The 18,187-nt window shown below is 45.1% G+C and carries 16 protein-coding genes; 8 read left to right on the top strand and 8 right to left on the bottom strand.

The features are described from left to right. Positions 1-87 precede the first annotated feature (87 nt). The gene (locus JMX92_RS04865) at positions 88-501 is read right to left on the bottom strand and encodes an organic hydroperoxide resistance protein (protein WP_201544240.1); all 414 of its coding nucleotides are present in this window, start codon (positions 499-501) and stop codon (positions 88-90) included. A 230-nt stretch (positions 502-731) separates the two neighbouring features. On the opposite strand from JMX92_RS04865, the gene JMX92_RS04860 reads away from it, so the two are divergent. Together JMX92_RS04860 and JMX92_RS04855 are read left to right on the top strand one after the other, a co-directional pair. Further along, positions 732-1,586: an AraC family transcriptional regulator gene (locus JMX92_RS04860; protein ID WP_201544238.1), complete on the top strand. Its 855-nt coding sequence runs from the start codon at positions 732-734 to the stop codon at positions 1,584-1,586. A 162-nt stretch (positions 1,587-1,748) separates the two neighbouring features. Then, positions 1,749-2,900 (top strand): catalase family protein, encoded by a 1,152-nt coding sequence (locus JMX92_RS04855; RefSeq protein ID WP_201544236.1) that lies wholly within the window; start codon positions 1,749-1,751, stop codon positions 2,898-2,900. Positions 2,901-2,919: 19 nt separating this feature from the next. On the opposite strand, the gene JMX92_RS04850 is transcribed toward JMX92_RS04855, so the two are convergent. Both JMX92_RS04850 and JMX92_RS04845 read right to left on the bottom strand, forming a co-directional pair. Next, positions 2,920-4,188: an oxygenase MpaB family protein gene (locus JMX92_RS04850; RefSeq protein ID WP_201544234.1), complete on the bottom strand. Its 1,269-nt coding sequence runs from the start codon at positions 4,186-4,188 to the stop codon at positions 2,920-2,922. A gap of 39 nt (positions 4,189-4,227) precedes the next feature. Next, positions 4,228-5,460 (bottom strand): alkane 1-monooxygenase, encoded by a 1,233-nt coding sequence (locus JMX92_RS04845; protein WP_155587580.1) that lies wholly within the window; start codon positions 5,458-5,460, stop codon positions 4,228-4,230. A 472-nt stretch (positions 5,461-5,932) separates the two neighbouring features. Between JMX92_RS04845 and JMX92_RS04840 the strand changes: the two genes are divergently transcribed. From JMX92_RS04840 to JMX92_RS04830, 3 genes are all read left to right on the top strand, one after another. Next, complete coding sequence (locus JMX92_RS04840; RefSeq protein ID WP_155587579.1) at positions 5,933-6,355, top strand: hypothetical protein; 423 nt, start codon at positions 5,933-5,935, stop codon at positions 6,353-6,355. Between the two features lie 358 nt (positions 6,356-6,713). Continuing rightward, on the top strand, positions 6,714-7,256 hold the full coding sequence (locus JMX92_RS04835; protein ID WP_011961268.1) for a ferritin: 543 nt from the start codon (positions 6,714-6,716) through the stop codon (positions 7,254-7,256). Between the two features lie 81 nt (positions 7,257-7,337). Beyond that, complete coding sequence (locus JMX92_RS04830) at positions 7,338-7,556, top strand: hypothetical protein (protein WP_110817030.1); 219 nt, start codon at positions 7,338-7,340, stop codon at positions 7,554-7,556. 111 nt (positions 7,557-7,667) lie between these two features. On the opposite strand, the gene hemH is transcribed toward JMX92_RS04830, so the two are convergent. Next, positions 7,668-8,687: a ferrochelatase gene (gene hemH / locus JMX92_RS04825; protein WP_201544232.1), complete on the bottom strand. Its 1,020-nt coding sequence runs from the start codon at positions 8,685-8,687 to the stop codon at positions 7,668-7,670. A 374-nt stretch (positions 8,688-9,061) separates the two neighbouring features. On the opposite strand from hemH, the gene metX reads away from it, so the two are divergent. From metX to JMX92_RS04810, 3 genes are all read left to right on the top strand, one after another. Further along, positions 9,062-10,324, top strand: a complete 1,263-nt coding sequence (metX, locus tag JMX92_RS04820; RefSeq protein ID WP_265089767.1) for a homoserine O-succinyltransferase MetX — start codon at positions 9,062-9,064, stop codon at positions 10,322-10,324. Then, positions 10,321-10,941, top strand: coding sequence for a methionine biosynthesis protein MetW (metW, locus tag JMX92_RS04815; RefSeq protein ID WP_155587578.1), 621 nt, complete (start codon positions 10,321-10,323; stop codon positions 10,939-10,941). The genes metX and metW overlap by 4 nt, the downstream gene beginning before the upstream one ends. A gap of 451 nt (positions 10,942-11,392) precedes the next feature. Next, entirely contained in the window at positions 11,393-11,974 is a 582-nt protein-coding gene (locus JMX92_RS04810; RefSeq protein ID WP_011961273.1) for a tetratricopeptide repeat protein, read from the top strand. A 250-nt stretch (positions 11,975-12,224) separates the two neighbouring features. Here JMX92_RS04810 and JMX92_RS04805 read toward each other — a convergent pair whose 3' ends face one another. The 4 genes from JMX92_RS04805 to JMX92_RS04790 form a co-directional block, all read right to left on the bottom strand. After that, positions 12,225-13,613: an FAD-dependent oxidoreductase gene (locus tag JMX92_RS04805; RefSeq protein ID WP_201544230.1), complete on the bottom strand. Its 1,389-nt coding sequence runs from the start codon at positions 13,611-13,613 to the stop codon at positions 12,225-12,227. Between the two features lie 174 nt (positions 13,614-13,787). Beyond that, positions 13,788-14,975, bottom strand: a complete 1,188-nt coding sequence (locus JMX92_RS04800; RefSeq protein WP_011961275.1) for an isovaleryl-CoA dehydrogenase — start codon at positions 14,973-14,975, stop codon at positions 13,788-13,790. Positions 14,976-15,025: 50 nt separating this feature from the next. After that, entirely contained in the window at positions 15,026-15,940 is a 915-nt protein-coding gene (locus JMX92_RS04795) for a hydroxymethylglutaryl-CoA lyase (RefSeq protein ID WP_201544228.1), read from the bottom strand. Between the two features lie 70 nt (positions 15,941-16,010). Next, positions 16,011-18,113: an acetyl/propionyl/methylcrotonyl-CoA carboxylase subunit alpha gene (locus JMX92_RS04790; RefSeq protein WP_201544226.1), complete on the bottom strand. Its 2,103-nt coding sequence runs from the start codon at positions 18,111-18,113 to the stop codon at positions 16,011-16,013. Positions 18,114-18,187 lie beyond the last annotated feature (74 nt).

Raw genomic sequence — 18,187 nt, 5'->3', positions numbered from 1 at the left:
TAAGCTTAAATAAAGTCAATTAACCTAAAAAAAGGGAGGCATCATAAGACGCCTCCCTTTTTTCATGGTACGCTATAAATCTAAGTCTTAAACCACAGTCACATGCAAACGCACATCCACATTACCTCGGGTAGCATTTGAGTACGGGCAAACTTGATGCGCTTTTTCGATAAGGTTCTGTGCATCGGCTTCACTAATACCAGACACTTCAACGCTGATGTCCAAATCTAGGTTGTAGCTGCCAGAGGACTGCATACCAATACCAACGGCAACAGAGGTTTTTGAGCCACTGATATCTAACTTCATTTGCTGAGCGGTCATATTTAGCGCGCTATCAAAACAGGCAGCATATCCTAAAGCAAATAACTGTTCTGGGTTAACGCCTTGTTTACCCGCTTCTTGCGGCGTCACTAAATCAAAACCTAGTGAGCCATCATTAAGCTCTGTATGGCCTGAACGACCGCCAGTGGCTGTTGCTTCGGTTTTATAAAATATCTTCATGGGGTTATCCTTATGGGTATATATCTGTCATTATCTATTGTTGTTGAGAATTCGAAAATCTTTGCACTTGTCTAGTGCTGTCTAACTGGTTCTGTCTAAGTTTCGATGTATTTATTATAGGCTCTGCCAAATCATTAGGTTAGCTTGAAGCTATAATATACTTGCCTATTTCTCTAAATAATTAGATGATAAAGCAAATCAGCTTAATAACCGGCTCAGTAGGATAAATTATGAAACCAACCACAATAGAGTCCTTACTGACCATATTGCCAAAAAATGAGACGATTGAAACTGATATTGAGGGGCTTTTCTTTTATTGTGCAGACAAGCCCAGTGCTATGGTGAGCTACATTCAAGAGCCTAGTATCTGTATTGTGCTACAAGGCGAGCGTGAGATATACCTTGGTTCTGATTGTCAGCGTTTTGATAATAGCCATTTGATGTTTTGCCCTGTTAATATCCCAATTAGTGGTCATATTAAATCTGCCTGTGCTAAAAGACCGGTTATTGTTATGTCTATGCGGCTAGATTTGCCATTAATTCGTGAGGTACTGGCTAAATTGCCACCAAAATCAGCGACTCAGGCTTCTTATTCAGGCATTAAATGGGCGTTGGATGATACGATTATGGCTGCTTTTGAGCGCTTAATTGGCTTGCTTCATTATCCAAATGATATTTATTTTTTGGCGCCTTTAATACGACAAGAGATCTACTATCGTCTGCTTAATGCTGAACAAGGGGAGAAGCTTAGGCAGCTGGTTACCAATGGCAGTCATACCCACCAGATATCACAAGCAACAGACTGGCTAAAACAGCATTTGGATAAAACCATCGTCATAGCCGATCTGGCTATGACGGTAGGCATGAGCGTCTCTGGTTTTCACCATCACTTTAAGGCGCTAACTGGACTTAGCCCGTTACAGTATCAAAAAAGCCTACGCTTAATGGAAGCAAGACGCTTAATGCGTCTAGGTGATAAGCAGGTAACACAAATCGCTATAGAGGTCGGCTACGAGAGCCCTAGCCAATTTAGCCGAGAATACAAACGATTTTTTAATGTCAGTCCCAGTCACGATATCGTGTAAAACACTTGCGGCATTGGCCTTATCATTTTGAAGAAATATTATACTCAAAGCTCAGCTTATGTTACATATTAGTGGCAGAACCTAATCATAAGTTAGCACCTTATGCATAAAATATTACTTATTATAAGTAGGCCACCCACAACTTATTATAGGTAGCCTAATATGCTAAAAAAATTATTTAAGCCAAAATTTGCCAAATTCGATGAAAAATATACCACGTTGAGCGCTCATGACGAATCGATTATGCAAATGGTAGTCGCCGACATCACAGACTATGTCAAAAAGTCCAAAAAAATCAATCATCTCGACCATCACACACGCGCTGTTCATGCCAAAGGCTATTGCGCGCTAAAAGCCAAGTTTGAGGTGCTGGATAATCTACCCGAAGCCTATGCACAAGGCTTGTATGCCAAAGCTGGCACCCATGATGCGGTGATTCGTTTTTCTAATGCCCAAGGCAATATAGCCCCAGATAGACGACTTGGTATGGGCATTGGACTGGCCTTCAAGATATTTGATGTCCCCGGTAAAAAGCTGACTCCTGATGACCCAGATTGCACCACCTTTGATTATGCACTGGTCAACTCGCCGATATTCTTTACCAACTCTGTAGAAGATTATGCTTATTTATCGAAGCTGGTGTTTGGCGTCAATGAGTATCTGGGTAATAATAATCTTGGTTTACTAAAATTTGGCTTTCACTGGCTCACTAAATACGGCAAAGAGCTTCCTGATTTACAAGGGCTACAAACCCTAAATGCGTTTCGTAAAATAGCGACGGTTAAGCCCAAAAACCCTTGGCTGTATGATTACTTTTCACAAGGCGTGGTGCGTCATGGCGACTATATGGGTAAGATTAGAATAACGCCGACCAAATCCGCCAAACAAAAAATCAAACAGCCCAAGATTCATTTGTTTACAAAAGATGAGGCGATTAGACCGGTATTATTGGATGAAATTCGTACCCACGATTATGAGTATGACGTTCAAATTCAGCTGTGCCGTAATGTCAAAAAACAACCTATCGAAAAGATCACTCAAGAGTGGGATGAGTCTAAAGCGCCCTTCGTGACCATTGGCAGGCTGACCATCCCTAAGCAAGAGGTCACTGACGATGGTAACTTTGCGGCCATGGAACACTTATCCTTCTCTGTGTTTAGAGCCTTGGAAGAAAACTGTCCAATTGGACGTATTCAACAGTCTCGCCTGCAAGCCTATCGCACCTCTTCTAAAGTTCGCCATGAACAAAATGCGGTGCAGCGCCGTGAGCCGGCCAGTCTTGCACAAGTTTTTGATACGTCCGCTTTTGTTTAATGCGCTTGGTTTTTAAGTGTTATAGGCGGGGCGGTTTATTGGCATAGTAAGGGTCATTCTCTCTTAGCCACCAGTTCATATTATGCTGGCGGCTACGTCTAAACCGCTCAATTTGCTTATCCAGTACCGGGTGTAGCCGGCGTGCGGTATCAATACCAAACAATACGGGCGCACTTAGTAGTATCCCTTGTCGCAGTGGTAGCTTGGGTAGGTTCAAACCGTCACCAATATCATCACCAACAAAGGTGCGGGTCACACTGGCATTAACCAGCTCAACGGCATACCCGCGCCAATTGGTCTCACCCATAATCTCTGATGGCAAATCATGCAGCGCCTTTGCCAGTGGTCTGCCTACCTCAAAGTCAAGCTTCTGAGTGGATAAATACGTATATAGCCACTCCCAAGCGTCTTGCTCTGTTTTAGGAATACGCTCTAAATCCACCCCCATCCACCAAGTCGCTAAACGCCACAGATGCATAATGCCTTTTGCCTCTTCATCGGTGATGCGTGCACCTAGCCATTTTAGACCCCGTGAAATTAGTAAGGAGAACTGCAAATGAGTCGCAATCATATCCGACTGATTCACCGGCTGCGCCCAATACTCACTGTCCCAGCCATCTTTGATAAGACCTTTGCGGATAAAGCTATGCAGCTGGCGCACTCTAATGGTCTGTCGCCATGCCTCCCCGCCAATCGCTAAAACCGTCGCATCGTCAGTCACCTTAGGGTGCTCGGAGACTGCCATCATATAGCCATACGTACGATACAGGCGTGCTAACGCATCATGCACCAATGATCCGGTTTTTATCAGCGGTAACGATAAAGCTGGAATACTATAGCCTGCCATTAACGCCACATTACGCAGCAGCCAAACCAAGGTCAGCGGATAGCGTCTGTAGGCAATGGCTCCTTTTTCAGCGAGCTTGGCATCGAACCAATCGGGATGGGTGGCAAATTGATCGTGCAGATCTTTAAAGTCAGGGTCATCCATTAAGTAGCCTTTATCAGAGGCCACAAACGCCTCTTTATCGATGATTGACTGCTGCAACGCATCTGCAAATTTGCCATGCTTTTTGATGAGGTTATCGACAATGGGATCGGTGAGCTCATAACCATCAGCAATCTGCTCTAACAACTCAGGCTTGAGCGTATAATCTTTTGGCAATAAAAATCGGCGCATGCGCTGTAGTACTTGCAATGTATCATTAGCACCAAAGCTTGCACTACGCCCATAATTATAAATCTTTAAGGTGCTTATCGAGTCAAGCTGCGCGGTATGAGAGGGCATAATACTGACGTCCTTAATTCGCTCTATCCAATGATTAATCTAGCCCAGCCAGTCTAACCCTTTACGAATAAGATTGGTGGCTTTTTGCATACGCGGGCTCAGCGGTTTGTCATGCTTATTGATTTTGCTCATGTCACCCTTGTAATGCGCGACCACCCTTTTATTCATGATGGCAAACCATAACGGCGGTATATAAGCTGGCACAATCATACTGGCATAACCGCTGGGCAACTGCGGGGACTCATCAAAGTGACGCAGTACTTGATACGGACGATTGGGATGCGCATGGTGATCAGAATGGCGCTGTAATTGGTATAAGAATAAATTAGTCACCGTGTTATTACTGTTCCAGCTGTGTTCGGGGCGGGTTGGCTCATAGCGGCCTTGGCTGTCTTTTTGACGCAATAAGCCATAATGCTCAAGATAATTAACAGACTCTAATAAGCTAAAGCCATATAACGCTTGAATAGCGATAAACGGGAGCACTTTTTTGCCATTTAGTTGGTACAAAGCGGCATATAAGCCCGCGGTAATCGCCCAGCCTTGTAATAACTCATTATCTTTGTGCCAAAAGCCTTTGTTTCTGCGTGCCAGCCGCCTACGCTCAATAGCAATGGCTGAGCGCAGCCCGCCAATTACTGTACGCGGTAAAAACTGCCAAAAGCTTTCATTATAACGACTACTGGCAGGGTCCTCGGGTGTCGCCACCCAGCGGTGATGCCCATAATTATGCTCAATAGCAAAATGCCCATAGGCAGAAGGCGCCAAGCTCACTCTGGCCAGCGTTCGATTCAACTTATCATTTTTATGACCCAGCTCATGTGCAGTATTGATAGCAATGCCACTACCAATACCGGTGGTAATTGCCAACCCCAGCTTGTTATACCAAGGCAGCTGCCTGTGGGTAAACTGATGGGCAGCAATAAACAGGGCGATATAATTTAGAGGAATAAAAGCATGGGCAATTTTTTGATAATACGCATCGGTCTGTAATGCTTTAAATACTGGCTCTGGTAAATTATCACTGTCTTTACCAATAACAACATCCAAGGCAGGTATAAAGCCGTAAGTAAACAAACTGCCCGACCACGCTGCAATTGTATTTTTTAGATCAAAACCTTGTTGGTCTTTAACCCCTAAGTACATTGCCCAACCGATAATAGGCGCCAGTGGACTCAGCAGCCACAGCTTACGTTTGGGGTCTTGGCTCTGGGCATAGCTTGCGGCTTTGATAACCTGATATCTGTGTTCAGGTTGTAAATTTGTCGTCATTATATACTCCTTGTCAGCCCAGAATTCATCAAAGTGAGCTCATCCTTAACTTAACACTAGATTAGAATATTTAAAATATAATCGCAACTTAAATTAAATAGCCTTTTATATCTATCTTCATAGATAGCTTTGCTAGCACTAAATAGTCATGACTCAAATATAGAAATTTTTCCAATTCAGCATTAAAATTAAGAATACATCAAAAATTAATGGTAATTATTAATATAAACTTAAATTAAAGTTTTTTTGTTTTAGCATTTCTTTTATGTATCCGATGACAACCTGCCTATCCCTGAATTGTCTAACCTTTATTAAAGTATTATTATTAAAGTAGTAGGAGTCGCTTATTATTACTGAAGATAGCCTCATCGAGATTTTTGAAGCCATTGCTTTGTTGATCTGTTTAATTCCCTGCGCCAAATATGCCTTAAATAGCCAACTTAAGATCGCTCGATATTTCTGGTTCGGCGCTGTGTTGGTATTTTTCTCTGCGATACGCCGAGAGTTAAGCTTTGTTCCAGACATGTTGGTTCCTAAAGACTTTATCTTATTAGGACAGTCGTATGACTGGTGGGAAGACAGCTTCTTGTTGGTTGTGACATTGACCGCGTTGGGCAGTTTAATTTATAGCTGGCGCTATGTGGTTGCCGTGCTAAAAGGCGTACCTAAATGGCTTTATGCGTTCACAGGTACCCTACTGGTTTTTCAGTATCTTGGAGAACACCACATTGGCTTTGATCATAACCTTGGAGTATGGGTAGAAGAGGTCTCTGAAGGCATTATCTACCTTACTGCTTTGATTTATTTATGGCGCTTTAAGCTCACAGAATTTAATCAGCAATTACAGCAGCGTTTGCCTACAGCTGCGCTAAAATCTAAGACGCTGGTTGAGTAATCGCTATTAGCGCCTAAGACTCAACGTCTACTGGTACTTTTTTTGCTTGATGTGAGACTCAGCGGTAGGTTACCCCACAAAAGTTACAACTTATTAACGTGTCTCACACAATTCGCACAACTCATAACTCAGCTTTACTCATAACGTGAAGTACTGCTCTTATAATGATTGCAGCATTAGCAATTTACTGGTCATATTTACCTCTTTGGCCTTACATATATCATTTGATAACTATATACCTGATAAATTAGATCTATAAAAAATAATTTAGATATATAGATTTAGATATATAAAAAGCGGATTAGCGTTGGCCAACATTTTGTAATGACTAAAATAAATAAATTATAAGGATAAGATAATGAGCGACAAGCGTATTTCTGACAGTATGGAAAAAGCACTAAATGAACAGATGAATAATGAAGCTGCGCAAGCCCAAGCCTATTTATCATTAGGTGTGTGGGCAGATTCAAATAACTACTCTGGTATTGCTGAATTCTTCTATAAGCACTCAGAAGAAGAGCGCCAGCATATGTTCAAGTTTTTAGAATATATTCAGGCGCGTGGCGGTGAAGCAAAAATCGGCTCTATCCCTGCGCCGCGTGATAACCCAGTAGATCTTGAGTCTTGTATTGAAGATGTGTGGCAACACGAACTTGATAACTCTAAAAAAATCTATGCCCTAGTAGACAAAGCGTTAGAAGAAAAAGACTGGCCAACGTTCAACTTTTTACAATGGTTCGTAAAAGAGCAAATTGAAGAAGAAGCCTTAATTGATGGTCTGCGTGATAAGTATGCCTTGGCCTCTGAGAGTAAAGATAACAATGCCAACTTCTACTCCTTAGACCGCGATATGGCAGGCGCCTCTCAAGAAGCTGAGCTGCCTCGTGATCAAAAACTGTAGTCGTAAAACTGGTTTATCCTTCATATTCACAAGTATATTTACAAGGCCTAAGTCATTTCAGGCATAGGTGAGGACATTGTTATGAAAAACCCTATAGATATTGCCATGGACTTAGATGCTATGGACAATAATGATATTCCTGCAGAAGGACTCACCCCAATACACCGTCAGAGTATCGATGAGTCGCGTATTGATGAGGTATTGGTAGAGGATGCTTTGGATGATAGTGACTATCCCACCATTCGTGATATCGCCGATAATGACGCGGTAAAGCACAGCTATGATAATGACGATGAGTGATGACTTATAGTCAATCATCTAAAGCTCATAAAGCTAAAAAAGCACCCTGGCGTCAGTCAGGGTGCTTTTTTATTGTAGGCTAGTTGATGGTAATCTAGTTGGTCATAAACGCTAGGTCCACCCCTCCAAAGTAGAAGCCCAGCCAGCAACTAAAGGCTTGGCCAACGCTTCCATTAAGTCGATATGTGCCTCATCATCATTAAGCGCAGGAATATAATGATATTCTTGGCCGCCAGCATTAATAAAATTGTCTCTATTTTCCATTGCCAGCTCTTCAAGTGTCTCTAAGCAATCTGCCGAAAACGCTGGGCTGACCACCTGTACTGAGCGTACACCTGCTTTGCCCCACTGCTCTAAAGTCACATCTGTATAAGGCTTGACCCACTCTTGCTTGCCAAAGCGTGACTGGAAACTAATGATCCATTCATCCTGACTAAGCCCTAGTTCCTGCGCCACTTGGGCTGCTGTACATGTACAGCGTTTAGGATAAGGGTCGCCTTTGTCTGCATAAGGCTGCGGAATGCCGTGGAAGCTAAACATCAACTTATCTGGTTTGCCATGTACTGCTTGAAAGCGGCGAATAGAGTCAGCCAAGGCTTTGATATATAAAGGATGCGCAAAGTAGTCTTTAACAATGGTGTAACTGGGTAGGTTGCGCTGCTTTAACGACCATTTAGTCAGTGCATCATAGACCGCCCCGCCTGATGTGGCTGAGTACTGCGGAAATAACGGCAATATCACAAAATGCTCTACCCCTTCAGCGCATAACTTATCCATCACATCAGGTAAGCCTGGGTTACCATAGCTCATGGCAGGATGTACACTGATGTTAAAAGGTCCCATACTTCCCTCAAGGCGGGCATGCAATTTATCTACCTGCTGATTTAATATCTTACGAATGGGGGAATCGCCTTCCCAAACACTGGCATAGGCTTCTGCCACACGCTTAGGACGGGTTGGTAAAACAAATAAATTAAGGATGATTGCCCACAAAAACTGAGGAATCTCAATCACTCTAGGGTCAGATAAGAACTGCTTAAGATAACGGCGAACCGCAGGGGCTGTGGGCTCATCTGGTGTACCGAGATTGACCAATAAAACAGCAATGCGTGGAGGGTTATTGGGTTTCATATTACAGAAGATATCCTTGATAGTGGGGGCACAACACTCACTTAGGCCAATCACTTTGACAAAAGCTTACCTCAAGTTTTTATCAAAGCCAATTGGGTGGTCATATTGATTGGCCATAAAGCTTCAGTGTACCATTATTAAGAGGCATTTGACCAAAGTTGATACCCGAAAACCGGCGTGACTAGGCGCGGTATCTAAGCTGCCATAAGCCAAAAAAGTGCGCTGCCAGATGTCAGTTGTACTCAAAGACATAGGCGCCTACAATAGCGGATAAAAGCGAATAGTTTTCAATAGTTTCAAGGCTTGCATCACCTGGTTAATCGATATACCCTAAAGCTGACATCTTAACCCTTTTTATTGAGGTAATTTTGAGTATCCAATCGACTGCGACAGATCCAAAACTTGCCAACTCTGTGGGTATCGTAACCCCGCAGACCATGCATTTTGATACCCCGTTGACCTTAGAGTGTCACCGTACTTTGCCTGAGTTTGATTTGGTTTATGAAACCTATGGGCAATTAAATGACCAAAAATCCAATGCGGTGCTGATTTGCCATGCCTTATCCGGCAGTCATCATGCGGCCGGTTACCACAGCGAAGAGGACGTAAAGCCCGGCTGGTGGGACAATATGATTGGCCCTGGTAAAGCCATTGATACCACAAGATTTTTTGTCGTATGCCTCAATAATATTGGCAGCTGTCATGGCTCAACCGGTCCCACAACTCCCATTCCACAATCAAGCTCTGAGGGTACACCTGGCACCCCTTATGGCCCTGACTTCCCTTTGATTACCATTAAGGACTGGGTACGCACACAGGCCATGCTGTCTGACCGCTTAGGCATTGATACTTGGCACGCTGTAGTCGGTGGCTCAATGGGGGGTATGCAAGCACTACAATGGTCGGTCGATTACCCTGATCGCTTAAGACGCTGCGTTATTATTGCCAGCACCCCTAAGCTGTCTGCTCAAAACATTGCCTTTAATGAGGTCGCCCGCCAGTCTATCTTATCAGACCCTGACTTTAATCAGGGCCGTTATTTAGAGGCCGGCACTTATCCTCGCCGCGGCCTAATTTTGGCACGTATGGTAGGCCACATCACCTACTTGACTGAAGAGGCGATGAAGTCCAAATTCGGCCGTGACTTAAAGTCTGGCAAATTTATGTACGGTTATGATGTGGAATTTCAGGTTGAGAGTTACTTGCGCTATCAAGGTGAGCGCTTTAGCAAAAACTTCGATGCCAATACCTATCTATTAATGACCAAAGCACTAGATTATTTTGATCCGACTCGCGGTTATGTCAGCGATGAGAGCTTATCAGACTTAGAAGCTCTAAAGCAGACCTTAAAGCACACCCGTTGCCAGTTTTTAATTGTGTCATTTACCACAGATTGGCGCTTTGCTCCCGCCCGCTCTGAAGAAATCGTGGACGCCTTAATGGCCAATGACAAGCCGGTCAGCTATGTCAATGTCGATGCACCGCACGGCCATGACTCCTTCTTATTTGATATCCCGCGTTATATGGGTGCCATTAGAGGGTTTTTAAACTCACCTTTTTTGGGTGCTCACTCAAACACCGACTCTGCCAAACCTGCGGCTACCACTAAGCCCCACACCCAGGAGCGCTTAACATGAGAATAGATCATGAGCTTGCCAAACAATGGATTGCCCCATACTCTCGTGTATTGGATCTAGGCTGCGGCGATGGCTCATTATTAGAGCACATGCAGTACTCACTTGGCGTCACTGGATATGGCCTTGAGCTTGATGAAGAAAACATTAACATCGGTATTAGCAAAGGCTTAAATATCATTGAGCAAGACTTAAATGATGGTTTGGCACGTTTTGCTGATAATAGCTTTGATACTGTGGTCATGGCACGGGCGCTACAGGCTGTGAAGTCCCCTGATACCTTGCTGCTAGATATGCTAAGAGTCGGCCGAGAAGCGGTGATTACCTTTCCAAACTTTGCACACTGGCAAAACCGATTACACCTAGGCTTAAAAGGCTTAATGCCCGTCTCCGAAGCGCTGCCTTATGAATGGTATAACACGCCCAATATTCATTTGTGTACCTTTAAGGACTTTGAGCGTTTGTGCGCAGACAACGATATTGAAATTATCAATCGCTTTGCGGTGACCGACTCTGCCTCTGGGTCAAAAAAATACTCGCCCTTAATGGCCTCTATCATCAGACGTGCCCCCAACTTGTTGGCAGATGTGGCCATATATCGAGTGACTAAGGCCAAATAAGGTGCGTTATTAGCGGTAAATAAGGCCTAAAATAGCAGCGGCCGCTAAAAGACAGTTCAAAAAATATATTTTTTAGCCGCAATTATTAAAAAGTAGTGATAAGATAAGCAAGTAGGTTTAATTTGTTACATAAACCTTACCCGTCTTACCTTGTTACAACTGGTTGCCATATTTTGGCTATTAAAACGTTTATATAGGGTATTTGTCGGTTAGCAGCGTTTGAGTTTCGTGATTGTCGATGTTAAGCTATGTAAATCTTGTCGATGATATGTTATCGACACTAATCAATTTAAGTCATTAAATTCACACTGCGATTATTATCGGTACCCATTTAACGCCCAAGCAGACGTTAACTTGGCTTACTTTAGATTTTAAGTATTTATATTAAATCTTATAACTGCGCGTTAATTTGAATTTTTTTAAATACAGTCAATTTCTGGATATACCCCGTATGAAACTATTAAAAGCCACTTTATTTACCGCCTTGTTTACCACTGCCGGCCTAGCTCAAGCTGACTTAGTCTCTAACGTACCTTTAGACACTTCTCGCTTTGAAATGATGGCTATGGATGAGCTAATCAGCCGTGCCAGCCAAGGTAATGATCACGCCCAATTTTATTTAGCCAAGCGCTACCAAAAAGGTGAAGGCATCGCCAAAAACCCAATCAAAGCCATCGAATGGTATACCCGCGCTGCCAATCAAAATGTAACCCCTGCTCAGCTAAACCTTGGCATCATGTATGCTCGCGGTGAAGGCGTTGCGGTTAACGAACAGCAAGCTCGTTACTGGTTAGAGCGTGCCGCCAAGCGTGGTGACAACCGTGCCAGCTATACCTTAGCCTTAATCGATGAAAAGCAGCGCAAGCTGGTTGATGCCTATAAATGGTATGAGCTATCTGCCCGTGACGGTATGTTAAATGAACAAGTACGTAACAAAGCCCGCGGTAAAATTGGTAAATTGGCCTTAAACTTATCAAGCTCTGATGTGGCCTCTGCTCGCAATCAAGCAGACAGCTGGTTCCAAAGCAAATAAGTAAGATACAGGTAGCCAAGCTCTAAGACTTGCGGTCGGGCTTGGCCGTCTAGCTGTAGGAATCCCCTCACTTTAAGGAGGGGAGGAAGTCAATGCCTATCTAACGATACGATATGATATAAGTAAGCCAAAAAAAACCAGCTTAAAAGCTGGTTTTTTTATGTCTAAAAAAGCAGGATGGCCACAAAATCCGTATCTATTATCATCTTAATGCTAGATTTTCGCCACTGCTGACAACCAACTGCTTGATTTAATGCGGTGTTTTTAAAGTTACCTTGGCTATCTGCTCACCATTATCAGCTACTTGAGCCAGCACCAGCTCGTGCCCGCTATCCGACTCAGTATCACTGATAACCTGCCAGACACCTCGTGATTCATCGGCGCTTGGGGTACCGGTGGCACTGACTGAGATGCTTTTGTTTTTTAGGCGAATCATAGGGGGCTTATGCTCGTAAGCTTGATGCTGATAATCTTGCTGCTGCTGACCTAAGATATGCTCTACAATACTGGCCGCTTGAGCACGTAATGGAGCCACATAGCGGCAAGGCACACCATCAATAGACATACAGTCGCCTATCGCGTAGATATGAGACACACTACTTTGCAGACTGGCCTCATCTACAATAATGCCTGCGTGTGCATCAAAATCTAGGCCAGCACTCAGCGGCAGAGTATCGGCCACCTTTAGGCCGGTACTGATTAATAAGTGATCCACCTGCAGGCTTTGGCTCTCCCCGCTTTGGCAGTTTTTTATAGTCAGCTGATAACCGCCTTCACTGCGGGGTGCCGCACTTTGTACCAGATGGTCGCCTAAGAAGGTAATGTCTTGCTTGTGTAGCGCCTGCAGAATTTTATCGGTGGCCAGTGGCGGTAATAGACCCGCCAGTGGTGCGTCATTGATGTCGAGTAACGTCACCTTATGGCCTGCAGTGGTCAAGTCTTCTGCTATCTCAGTGCCTATCATGCCAGCGCCAATCACCGCAATGTGTTTGTTTGCGCCAGTCTCGCCAGCAAGGGCGGCCTGAATTTTGCTAAAGCCTTCAAGATCATTGATGTGCCAAATATCCTGATCTGCAAAGCAAGCAGGTATGGCAGGTGCGGCACCGAGTGCCAACACTAGATTGCCATAGCTAAGCTCACCTTTATCCGTCTGTAAAGTACGATTTTTGCTATCGATACCGATAACTTGTGTCTGGCTCATTAGGGTGATATTAGCCTTTTGGGCTGCTTGTACGCCACTCATACGCACCAAGTCTTGTGGGGTTTTGTTTTGACTTAAAGCCACCGACAGCATCGGCTTATGATATCTATCGGCCATATCTTGAGTGATTAAAGTAATGCCAATATCTGGCTGCTTGGCACGCAGCGCATCAATCACCGTCCAGCCTGCGAGGCCAGCGCCCACGACTACCACATCTTGACACTGCTGTGAGCTGTTTTGCATGCCAGAGGTTAAGGTAGCAGCACCTGGTGTTTCATCTACGTCTAATGGCTTAAACTGCGCTTTGCCTACGCCGCATAGCGGGCAGCAAAAGGTGTCAGGCAACTCATTAAAGGCGATGGGCTCGGGGTTGGCAGATTCAGACTGAGCGGGATAAATCCAGCCACAGGCTTGGCATTCGTAACGGGTTACACTCATGGAACATCCTGTTTATTTAAAAGCTATTTATAAGTAATTTATTATTGGGCAATTATTTTAATGACGTCAATATGTCATTGACCACTATAGGTCAAAACAACAAATTTTACCAAAAAAAACGCCCCTATCCTAAAGATGGAGCGCTTTTAATTGCATTGTTAGCGGGAGTATAGGCTATTTGGTTTCGTTAAATAACTCACGGCCAATAAGCATACGGCGAATCTCGCTGGTACCGGCACCGATTTCATACAGTTTGGCATCACGCCATAAACGGCCCAGTGGGTATTCGTTGGTATAGCCATTACCGCCAAAGATTTGAATGCCCTCACCGGCCATCCAAGTGGCTTTTTCCGCACACCACAGGATCACACTGGCACAATCTTTGCGTACTTCACGGCTATGACCTGCTCCGCGCTTATCTAACATATCCAAGTTTTTGCCGACAGTGTATAAGAAGCTGCGAGCGGCTTGCAAAATAGTATACATGTCCGCCACTTTACCTTGGATTAATTGAAACTCACCAATAGATTGTCCAAACTGCTTGCGGTCGTGGATATAAGGAATGACATTGTCCATCACTGCTTGCATAATACCCACCGGACCGGCCGCCAATACGGCACGCTCGTAGTCTAAGCCACTCATTAATACCTGAACGCCATTGTTTAGACCGCCCATTATGTTCTCTTCAGGGACGAATACATTATCAAAGACCATTTCACCGGTATGGCTGCCACGCATGCCAAGCTTATCTAGCTTCTGAGCGGTACCAAATCCTGGCATACCTTTTTCTACTAAAAAAGCAGTGATGCCTTTAGCGCCAAGCTCTGGATTGGTCTTGGCATAAACCACCATGACATCAGCATCTGGACCATTGGTAATCCACATCTTACTGCCATTTAGCACATAGCCGCCATCTTTTGCTTCAGCACGCAGCTTCATGCTGGTGACATCAGAGCCGGCACCCGGCTCACTCATCGCCAAAGCACCGACAAATTCACCACTAATGAGCTTGGGTAAAAACTTCTGCTTTTGTGACTCACTGCCATTACGTTTGATCTGGTTCACACACAAGTTGGAATGGGCGCCGTAACTTAGACCGACTGAGGCAGAAGCCCGGCTAATCTCTTCCATGGCCACCATGTGTGCCACATAGCCCATATCAGCGCCGCCGTATTGTTCAGGGACTGTGATACCATGCAGCCCCAGATCACCCATCTTCTGCCACAAATCCATTGGGAACTCATCACTACTATCAATATCAGCAGCGCGTGGGGCAATCTCTTTTTCAGCAAAACTTCTCACAGAATCGCGCAGTGCTTGAATGTCTTCGCCCAATTGAAAATCTAATCCTGGTAAACTCATAAATATCCTTTTTTATGTCGGTGGAGAATGAAGTTAAGTATTATATGCTGCTAATCTTGCAGCTTCGCCAACAAAGCCTTGGCTGCTCTTGAGCCATTATTACGCCCCAAAAAATCACTGATACGCTGACCCACATGGATCAGTTTGTCTAAATCAACGCCGGTATCGATATCCATGCCGTGCAGCATATACACCACATCTTCTGTGGCCACATTGCCAGTAGCGCCTTTTGCATAGGGACAGCCGCCTAAGCCTGCAACTGAAGTATCATACTGCGCCACGCCTAAGCTAAGCGAGGTCAAGATATTGGCCAATGCTTGCCCATACGTGTCATGAAAATGACCTGAAATGTCTTTGACATCGATGTACTGCATGGCAGCTTTTAGCGCATTTTGTACTTTAATGGGTGTGCCAACGCCGATCGTGTCGGCAACCCCAATATGTTCAGCACCAATATCAACCAAGCGCTTGGTCACATAAGCCACCTGACTTGGTGCAATCTCACCCTCATAAGGACAGCCCACGGCGCACGAGATAACCCCACGTACTTTAATACCCGCCGCCTTGGCTGCTGCTGCCACGGGGGCAAAGCGCTCGATACTCTCATCAATACTGCAATTGATGTTTTTTTGGCTAAAGGTTTCGCTGGCTGAGCCAAAGATGACCACCTCATCTGCAGCAAATTTTAAAGCACCCTCAAAACCGCGCATATTAGGAGTCAGTACCGAGTAGCAAACCTCAGGATGACGCGCCTGATTAATCAGCTGCATAAGCTCACTGTTGTCGCCCATCTGCGGCACCCATTTTGGGGAGACAAAGCTTGTCGCCTCAAGCTTTTTAATGCCGGCATCAATTAGGCCTTCAATGAGCTCAAACTTTATCTCAGTGGGCACGGTTTGCTTTTCATTTTGCAGTCCATCACGGGGACTGACATCAATAATTTGAACACTATCTGGAACATTCATTGGCGTACTCTTTTTTATAAAGGTTATGTCTATGGCGTTTATGCAAAGTGAGTCGATTGGTTATATATAGCTACTCGGTATCCAGACGCAGCAGCTCATCTCCATCTGCCACCAAATCGCCTGGCGCAAATAACAGCTCAGCCACCACCCCATCGGCAGGCGCATTAATGGTGTGCTCAATCTTCATCGCTTCAATCACCGCCAAAGGTTGACCTTGTTTTACGCTATCGCCAGCGGCCACTTTAAAGGCCACCACTTGACCGGGCATCGGTGATTTTAAACTACCGACAGCTTGGGTATCGCCATCAACATGCGCCATGGCATCGATTAATACAATCTCACCACTGCCGCTGTCGGTAAAGACGTGTACCGTTTCATTTTCAGTAAAGCTTTGTAATCTAATACGCTGACCTTCTAGCCATACCACATAGCTGTGCTCATCGTCCGCTTGATACTGTACTTGACCTTGATAACAGCTTTGAACGCTTTGCTTGGCATCAGCGTCTGAGTTTAGCAGATTAATAGTCAGCTCAAAGCTTTGGCCGGTTTGCTGATTTAACGGCTCAACGTGACGGATAACTGCTTGATAGGTCTGCTCGCTATCGCCTTGCGTTACTACCAGATCAAATTGGCGCTGATAGTCGCTATAGCCGCGCCAGCCGCCAAACTTGATAAAGGGATCTGCATTTTGTGTGGTCACGTTCGCATGGCCGGCTCGCTGCTCTTGGTTTAGTTTGTTGATAACCGCGGCTGAAACCAGCGTTTGCAATGACAAAGGCTGCTGGTCAAATAAGCGCTCTTTTTCACGCTCAATCAATGCCGTATCTAGCTTGGCTTGACTAAAAGATGGCGTGGCTAGGATATGACGTAAAAACGCCACATTATTGGGCAGCCCCACAATACGAGTTTGCGCCAAGGCCTGATCTAATTTTGCCAAGGCTTGCTCACGGGTTGGCGCATGCACAATTAATTTGGCAATCATTGAGTCATAAAAGGGGCTGATCACATTACCCTCTTCTACCCCATCATCGACTCGCACCGCACTAACACTAAAGGCCGTGTGCACAGGCTTACGATAGGTAAACAGTGTGCCTGTAGCAGGTAAAAAACCATTGTCTGGGTTTTCAGCACAGATGCGCGCCTCAATGGCATGGCCGTTAATAACCAAGTCTTGTTGTTTGACCGGAATCTCACCGCCTGCCGCCACAATAAGCTGCCACTCTACCAAGTCCATACCGGTAATAGCTTCGGTCACCGGATGCTCTACTTGCAAACGGGTGTTCATCTCCATGAAGTAAAAATTCATCTCAACTTTACCATCGGCGCTTGGTCGCTGCTCGACAATAAACTCGACGGTGCCGGCGCCGACATAGTCGACCGCACGCGCAGCATTAATCGCAGCAGTACCCATGGCCTGACGCATCGCCTCATCAACATTGGGTGCAGGGGCTTCTTCTAGTACTTTTTGGTGGCGGCGCTGCACCGAGCAGTCGCGCTCAAACAGATGCACATAATTGCCATGACTGTCACCGAAGACTTGAATCTCGATATGACGTGGATTTAAGGCATATTTTTCAATTAATACCGCGTCATTGCCGAAGCTGGTGATGGCTTCGCGGCGACACGAATCTAACAGACTGATAAAGTCCTCACGGCGCTCAACCAAGCGCATACCTTTACCGCCGCCACCTGAGCTGGCTTTGATTAACAGCGGATAACCGATCCGGTCCGCTTGCTGCAATAAAAACTCAGGGTCCTGGTTGCTGCCATGATAACCGGGAATCAATGGCACGCCAGCGGTTTCCATCAGCTGCTTTGACTCCGCCTTTAAACCCATAGAAGTAATTGCCGCCGCAGAAGGGCCAATAAAGACAATACCGGCCTCCTCACACGCCTTGGCAAAAGAGGCGTTTTCACTTAAAAACCCATAACCGGGGTGGATGGCCTCAGCCCCTGTCTGCTGCGCAATCTTTATCAGCAAGTCGCCTTTGAGGTAACTGTCTTTTGGCGCTGAGCCGCCTAAATAGACAGCTTCATCACAGACACTGACATGCTTGGCATAACGGTCGGCATCAGAGTATACAGCGACAGTGCGAACGCCCATGCGCTTGGCTGTTGCGGCCACTCGGCAGGCGATCTCTCCGCGGTTGGCAATGAGTATTTTAGAAAACATGACAGTCCTTATCGTTTAATCTATATTGCAAAATTTAAGAGTAGAATTTATTACATGGCTATTAATGAATTAAC

Origin of the sequence: Psychrobacter sp. H7-1 (assembly GCF_904846585.1) — a bacterium.
In the GTDB taxonomy this organism is placed as follows: Bacteria; Pseudomonadota; Gammaproteobacteria; order Pseudomonadales; family Moraxellaceae; genus Psychrobacter; species Psychrobacter raelei.
The sequence above is the reverse complement of the archived record's forward strand: the minus strand, read 5'-3'. Positions and strand labels throughout refer to the sequence as shown.

Excerpts from the sequence above, each read along its gene's own strand:
- JMX92_RS04805 (WP_201544230.1), bottom strand. The coding sequence starts at position 13,613 with ATGAGTGTAACCCGTTACGAATGCCAAGCCTGTGGCTGGATTTATCCC.
- JMX92_RS04845 (WP_155587580.1), bottom strand. The coding sequence starts at position 5,460 with ATGACGACAAATTTACAACCTGAACACAGATATCAGGTTATCAAAGCC.
- JMX92_RS04795 (WP_201544228.1), bottom strand. The coding sequence starts at position 15,940 with ATGAATGTTCCAGATAGTGTTCAAATTATTGATGTCAGTCCCCGTGAT.
- JMX92_RS04830 (WP_110817030.1), top strand. The coding sequence starts at position 7,338 with ATGAAAAACCCTATAGATATTGCCATGGACTTAGATGCTATGGACAAT.
- JMX92_RS04855 (WP_201544236.1), top strand. The coding sequence starts at position 1,749 with ATGCTAAAAAAATTATTTAAGCCAAAATTTGCCAAATTCGATGAAAAA.
- JMX92_RS04835 (WP_011961268.1), top strand. The coding sequence starts at position 6,714 with ATGAGCGACAAGCGTATTTCTGACAGTATGGAAAAAGCACTAAATGAA.
- JMX92_RS04860 (WP_201544238.1), top strand. The coding sequence starts at position 732 with ATGAAACCAACCACAATAGAGTCCTTACTGACCATATTGCCAAAAAAT.
- JMX92_RS04810 (WP_011961273.1), top strand. The coding sequence starts at position 11,393 with ATGAAACTATTAAAAGCCACTTTATTTACCGCCTTGTTTACCACTGCC.
- JMX92_RS04790 (WP_201544226.1), bottom strand. The coding sequence starts at position 18,113 with ATGTTTTCTAAAATACTCATTGCCAACCGCGGAGAGATCGCCTGCCGA.
- JMX92_RS04850 (WP_201544234.1), bottom strand. The coding sequence starts at position 4,188 with ATGCCCTCTCATACCGCGCAGCTTGACTCGATAAGCACCTTAAAGATT.
- hemH (WP_201544232.1), bottom strand. The coding sequence starts at position 8,687 with ATGAAACCCAATAACCCTCCACGCATTGCTGTTTTATTGGTCAATCTC.
- JMX92_RS04865 (WP_201544240.1), bottom strand. The coding sequence starts at position 501 with ATGAAGATATTTTATAAAACCGAAGCAACAGCCACTGGCGGTCGTTCA.
- JMX92_RS04800 (WP_011961275.1), bottom strand. The coding sequence starts at position 14,975 with ATGAGTTTACCAGGATTAGATTTTCAATTGGGCGAAGACATTCAAGCA.
- metW (WP_155587578.1), top strand. The coding sequence starts at position 10,321 with ATGAGAATAGATCATGAGCTTGCCAAACAATGGATTGCCCCATACTCT.